At 56.8% G+C, this 6,286-nt stretch carries 6 protein-coding genes; all 6 read right to left on the bottom strand.

Going from position 1 to position 6,286, the window contains the following annotated elements; all coding sequences use genetic code 11:
• The coding region (locus Q0216_RS04385) for a hypothetical protein (protein ID WP_298593234.1) at positions 1-447 on the bottom strand (447 nt) is incomplete at its 3' end.
• A gap of 113 nt (positions 448-560) precedes the next feature.
• Positions 561-914 (bottom strand): hypothetical protein, encoded by a 354-nt coding sequence (locus Q0216_RS04380; RefSeq protein ID WP_298593232.1) that lies wholly within the window; start codon positions 912-914, stop codon positions 561-563.
• A gap of 163 nt (positions 915-1,077) precedes the next feature.
• Positions 1,078-2,385, bottom strand: coding sequence for a procyclic acidic repetitive family protein (locus Q0216_RS04375; RefSeq protein WP_298593230.1), 1,308 nt, complete (start codon positions 2,383-2,385; stop codon positions 1,078-1,080).
• Positions 2,386-2,404: 19 nt separating this feature from the next.
• Positions 2,405-4,642 carry a hypothetical protein gene (locus Q0216_RS04370; protein ID WP_298593229.1) on the bottom strand — a complete coding sequence of 746 codons (2,238 nt, stop codon included), beginning with the start codon at positions 4,640-4,642 and terminating at the stop codon, positions 2,405-2,407.
• A gap of 300 nt (positions 4,643-4,942) precedes the next feature.
• Positions 4,943-5,632, bottom strand: coding sequence for a hypothetical protein (locus tag Q0216_RS04365; RefSeq protein ID WP_298593228.1), 690 nt, complete (start codon positions 5,630-5,632; stop codon positions 4,943-4,945).
• A 3-nt stretch (positions 5,633-5,635) separates the two neighbouring features.
• Positions 5,636-6,286 (bottom strand): ParA family protein (locus tag Q0216_RS04360; protein WP_298593226.1); only part of this gene is annotated, 651 nt, incomplete at its 5' end.

The following is a 6,286-nucleotide window of genomic DNA, read 5'->3' as shown; positions in this document are numbered from 1 at the left end:
GGCGCGGGTCTTGGGGGCGTTAGCGTCCTTGTTCTTGGCAATGAGGACGCGGTGCCCAATGAGGCTGACGGCCTTCTGGTAGAGGTGCTGGCCGTCAAGGTTTCCACGCAGAGGTGCGGTGCGGACTTCCTCTTCCAGCCAGGGACCCGAACGGTCTTCCGGGTTGGGGGCAAGGAAGCGGATAAATCCGCGGTAGGCAATCTTCGGGTCCACATAGGCGGCTACGATGACGCCGTAGTATGCCTTGCCGTCGGGGTTATTGCTGTAGCACGCATCAAGGGTGCGCAGCTTCTCGATGATTTCGTCCTCGGTGGTGAGGATGGAGTACGCCCGCTCAGTGACAGCCATAGTCCATGCTCGACCGGTGAGGGTCGGATCCGTGGTGAGAACGGCGGAGTTGTACACTTCGCGCAGTCGCTCATCTGAGGAGGGCGGGCGCTTTGCCATGATTTCTTCTTCCTGAAGTAGCTTCTACAGAAATTATTCTGCTATGTCTTTCCTAATCCTAGACTATCAGGAAAAAATACTAGTGGGCACCTATAGTGTCCCAACGAAAAATACTACTTTTTGCGGCGCGTCTTCAACCGTGGCTTACGCGCGAGCGCACCCGTAATGGTCCGCCGCTCAATATACTCCGTCAGCTCCTTCTGAACACTACTTGGCGCAAGAACATAGAGCTCAATGCACGCCTGCAACACCGCGCTCGCACTGGTCTTATTCTTATGGGCTTGCTCCATGAAGAGCTCACGCATGCCCTTATGCGTGCGAGTGACGATCTGCCCAGTTGGCACCTCGCCCTTCTCCTCATACTCCAGCTTCTGCGCCTTAAACTCAGCATGTTTGAGAAGCTTCTGCGCAATCTCCTGCTGCTCACGAGAGGTGTACGGCTTATTAGAATGGGTGTTCGAAACCATGAAATATAAAAGGCCTTCTACTGGAAAGAGCTAACAAAAACAGCCCCTCAATACAAAGCCTTTAGTCTCTAACCAGTATATACAAAAGTGCCCCTCCTTTCCCATATCCCACAAGGAATCACCAGAAAAAGAGGGGCACCATCACAGAACCCTACAGACCGCCCTAAGACGAGGCACCCTTACGGCGACGCATCACCAAGAACCAACCTGCTGCACCAGCCACCAGACCAATCACCGCCACAGGGAAAAACCAACCCCAGGACGAATCCGTGGCAGGCTCAACCTGCGCCGACGAACTCGGAGAAGCCACCGCCACCGACGGCTCCGGAGACGACGACGCATCACGAGACGGAGCACCAGCAACCGGCACATCCTTACCCGCATCCTGATCCTTCACCGACCCACCACGCGAAATCGGAGCAGCCACAACCGACGACCCCGAAACCTTCTCAGAATCCGCAGCCACAACCGACGAACGAGAAATAGGCTCAGCCACCAGAGCCGACGAATCACCCGGCTCTACAGCAGGCGCCTGACGCGCAGCCTCAGCCGCCTCACGCTCAGCAGCAACAGCCGAAGCATCCTGCCCAGCACCAGAAGACGCAGAAGCGCTCGCAGACGGACGAATCACCTCAACATGAGGGTCCACCTTCTCCTGCTCCTTATCCTTCTGCTCCTGCTCCTTCTTACGGGACTCCGGATCGGTATTCACAGTGCCCACCGACGGCACCGGCTCATCCGGACGCACAGAAGGCTGTTCACTCGGCTCAGCCGACGAAGAAGACGGAGCGGAAGTCGGCTGCTCACTCGGTACCGGCTCCGGATCCTTCGTAGGCGCCACCGACGGCACCGGAACAGGAATAGGAACCGGCACAGGCTTCACACTCGGCTCAGCCGTCGGTTCAGGGCTCTTAGTAGGCTCAGGTTCCTTCGTAGGCTCCGCCGTCGGCTGCTCACTCGGTACCGGCTCCGGATCCTTCGTAGGTTCCACACTAGGCTCAGCAGACGGCTCAGGACTCTTAGTAGGCTCAGGCTCCGCCGTCGGCTCTACCGTCGGAGCCACCGCCTCACGAACCCTCACCCGCTGATCCTTCAACTCATGCCCCGCAGCAGTCGCAGAAACCGTGTACTCCCCCACGCCCAAAGAACCAACCGGCACCTCAAGACGCACAGACCCCGCAACAGTCACACGGACCACCACCGAATACACAGAACGCCCCGAATCATCACGCACCACAAAAACAACGGACTCGCCGGCTTCAAAACCCGGGTACTCCAAAACCAGCTGATCAGCCACCGTCACCTCAAGCACCGGCAACTCACCAACCACAGGCGGCGCACTTGGAGAAGCGCTCGCGCTTGGAGAAGGCACCGGCGACGGCGACTCATTAGCGAGCGCAGCAGGAAGACCCACCGCCGGCACCAAGACAGCAGCAGCCATTACAGAGCGCAGCTTGTAGCTCTTGCTCATCTCATCAAAACCTTTCTAACTATGCCTGATTTCCAGGCAGAAGAATGAGTGCGTTACCGCGCTGAACCAGCAAACCTGAGCTGACCTGCGCCATAATCGCCCCGCTAAATTTCACACCACGAGCTTCAGCCGGTGCATAGACGAGAGTCGAACCGCCCTGATCTTCAGCAACAATGACCTCGCCCTTGATCTTTTTGACCGCTACATCTGCAGGCAAATCATCACGAAAGGATCCATCAGCCAGTCGAATCACTGAGCGACCGAAAACAGCAGTTTTACCGCCCTGGCCAACACGCAAAGGGCGCACCGTCATGCCGTTTGAGGTCTTCTCGGCTGCATCAGACAAACGCATTTGCTTCTGCCCCAGCAAGGAACCGTCCGCGGCAGAATGAACCGCCAACACAACCTCTGCGGCCTCATCCTGGGTGTACACATCCTGAGCCCACAAAGAGACAATCTTGCCGTGTCCCGCGCCAATCCAGGAATGAACACCCCAGCCGTCAGAAACCGCGGACAAAGAAGCCGTGCTTACCTTCTTGCCCTCACGGTCAGTCACCAGCACCGGCGCGTCAAAAGCGACCGAAATTAGCCCCTCAGAATCAGCAGCCAACGTCGAATACGCGCTCTCTTCAGGACGCTTAAACTCCACCAGGCCATCACTGATCAACACGGAAGCCGAAGAGCCCGCCAAGACAACAGTCGCAGAACCCGACCCTGAAATTCGAGCCCCCTCACGCACCTCAGCCTCAATCAGCTTGCCCTCAGAGCCCATGCCTTCAACGAACACGGTCAGCTTTCGACCAGACTGCATCACCAGCGCAGCCTTACCGCCAACCGTCGTATCGAAGGCCAGATCCAATTCGCCACCCAGATCCACGGTGCGGATCAGAGTCTTACCGGCGGGCTTAGAGAACGCATGAATCTCAACCTTTGGACCATTAGCTACCAGCACACCAGCCTCTGCAGCGAAAACCTGCGCGCTCGCTGAGACGGGCACGGTCCAGGTTCCAGAATCGGCATATCCGGTCAGGGTAGAGACAGAGCGAACCTCCTCGTTTGAGGTTCCTTGAGGCTTCTTGTTGCCCATTGCGCCTACCGCTAGTGAGCCCAGCAAAAGAACACCTACACCGGCACCGCCAGCCAGCAGATTTCGACGTGTCAGAAGTGACTTCACGCTCCTCTGCTCGGTCTCGGTGGGCTGCTCAGCTTCTTCTCGGGGCTGACGGGTGGGGATAACGCCACGTATGCGGTTGAGCATTGAGCTGTGTGCCGCTTCGGTGGGAGTGTGGGCCTCCGGAGCAGATGCGGGAGCTTCCTGAGTATTTACGGGAGTCTCCGGTGCTGCAGGGGGGATTTCCTCTGGCATGCTTTGAACTGGTTCCTGAACCTGAGCCGGCTTCGGTAGTTCTGGACGCTGTACCACAGGCGAAGGTTCTTCATCCTTCGGCGTATTCGGTTCAGGCGAGGAATCCTCAGCTGCTACCAGGCCGTACCCGCTCGGATCTGGAATCATCCGTACCTTCGGTTCTTCCTGCTTCTCCTCTACCACGGGCGCGACAGAAGGAACAGGCACGGGATCCTTTGCCTTCTCCTCTTGACGCGGAGCAGAAGGCGCGACAAAATCCGCAGGCTTTACCGGTACCGGGGGAGCAAAGTCAGCCATCTCTGAAGGTGCCACTTGAGCCGTAGGCGCATCACCCTCACGCTTCATGGCAGACTGCAAAGCATTCACCAACGAGGACGGCTTAGAGCCGGGCCTCGACGGAACACATTCAGCCGCGAGGGCGACTGAAACAGGCAGAACCCTACCAATCGCGCGGAGACCCTGAGTATCCTGCCTCATCAGATTCTGCAGTTGCTTGGGGGATTCTGGCTGACGATACACGCCAAGACCCGCCAGCTGGATAGCTGCTCCGGATCCTGGGGACGGGATAATAACCCTCTCAGGGGAAATTCCGCCGTGCACCGGCCCCGATTCAGAGCCGATTGATTCCACCGGAAGCTTCACAACGCTTTCAACCAGACTGATTAGCAGCGCGTTAGCGGCGCGCACACCAAATCGGGCAGTCAGATCAGGGATTTCAGAAAGCAGCTCACCGTTGAGGGGGTACCCAGCTGCCCTAATGACGCTGCCATCATCGAGGGTAACTTCCGGAAAAACCGCCGGCTTGAGAATCTGCGGAGGTACCGGTACAGATTTCAGGGTCTTTGCGCGCCCGCGGATCTGCTGCAGGTCTTCATCCGATCGACTGAGCACCTCCACGAGCAGAACTCGGGGAGCTTTAAGCCTCTCTTGCAGGGCTGCGGTTAGCACTCCTGAGACAAATGTCCGTCCAGATTCTGTGTACCTAACTCCCCCGTGTGTGGGGAGCAGAACTTCAGAGACGCTCCCGAAAAGTTCGGTGGTAGCCATTTAAAAACACTCCAAACTGGGGTGAGATTTGCAGTAAAATTTACAACACTCAGTATATACTAAAACGCCCTTATCCCCTAGTGAATACAAGAAACAGCCTGCTTTGAAGAGTGTAATAAACTCATTCAAAACAGGCTGTTTTTCTTAGGCCTTGAGCAACTGAAGGCGGTCATCAACAAACTTGCGGATTGCCGTGGAGTAGTACCATGACGCCGGGACCATAACCTGTCCCTTGCCTCGCCCGGACGCATATACTCGCCGTGCCTCATGCCGGCAGGCTTGCGCCACATCCTGCGGCCAGCGCATTTCTCGCCCCAGAGTCTTAGGGCTCTCGGGCTTCTCGCCAGGCTCCATGTGCTGCTGAAGAGCGGCAGCGTATTCGATTCCTTCCTCTCGAGTCGGAAGGAATGCGCGAAATGCTGCCAGCATGTACGACTGGAGCGGCATTCGAACACCGACAACCCGCTCCTCGGTATCGCGCAGATCCTCGAGCATCTGCAAAGCATCAACGTCAATATGAAGGCAGGTGCGGTTCCAGTTTCGAGCTTCACAGGTGCATTCGGCTCGAGGGACCTCGACCAGGTGCCCCCGGTCATCGAGGATCTTTCGGCACTGGCAGCGGAGAATCTTAGGCAAGGTGTCCAGGTGTGCAAATTCCTCGGGATAGGTGCGCTGACGCACGCTTGCCTTCTTGTGAACCACTGCCCTCTCATTGGTCTTCCGTGGAGCAGCGGCAAGGGTGGCTTTATCCAAGGCTGCCTTGCTCTTGGCGGTCTTCTTAGCGCGTGCTTCCGCTTTTGCGAAGGCGTTAGTCTTTGCAGTCTTACCAGCCATCGTTTACTCCATCTTCTTTAGCTCAAAATTATTGCCCACCCAGCGATTCAACATTTCATCGACCAGGGCGAAAACACCCTGGGAGAAGGGAACGTTGGGCTTTCCTACGACAGCAGGAACCTCGTCATTTAGCGGCACCTTAGAGGACTCCTTGGAGCTGATCAGCTTTGATGCAAAGTGGTCAATTTCTGCCGATTCCAGGTATGCGAGCAAATCCTGTGCTTCCTCTCCGGGGGTCTTGCCTCCGGGCCAATCAGCCAGAATCCACGGTGCCACCTTGACGCGAATCATGCCGGCTGCGTATTCGTGCAGATCTTCGACACGATCCACCAGGGAGACGGCACCTGAGAAGGCTGAGCCATAAGGGGCGCAAATCGGGATTGCGTAATCTGCCGCCACCAGAGCGTTATCGGTCAGCACCCCCAAGGTCGGGCGCGTGTCGATAATGACAAAATCGAGATCAGGAAGAATCTGAGGAAGGTGGTTGATGATTTTCATCTGTACCGCAGTGACGCGGGCAAATCCATCTAGATTATTCTCTGCTGCATCCAATGCGCCATAGCTTGAGGGGATTACCCACAGGTTTTCAATGCGATCATGCTTAACGATCGCCTCCGTCAGCTCTACCTGAGCGTAGTTTTCCGGGGTGTAAAG

Origin of the sequence: uncultured Rothia sp., from assembly GCF_937976295.1 — a bacterium.
Taxonomy (GTDB): domain Bacteria; phylum Actinomycetota; class Actinomycetes; order Actinomycetales; family Micrococcaceae; genus Rothia.
Note: the sequence above shows the minus strand (reverse complement) of the source record. Positions and strands in the feature narration are given on the sequence as shown.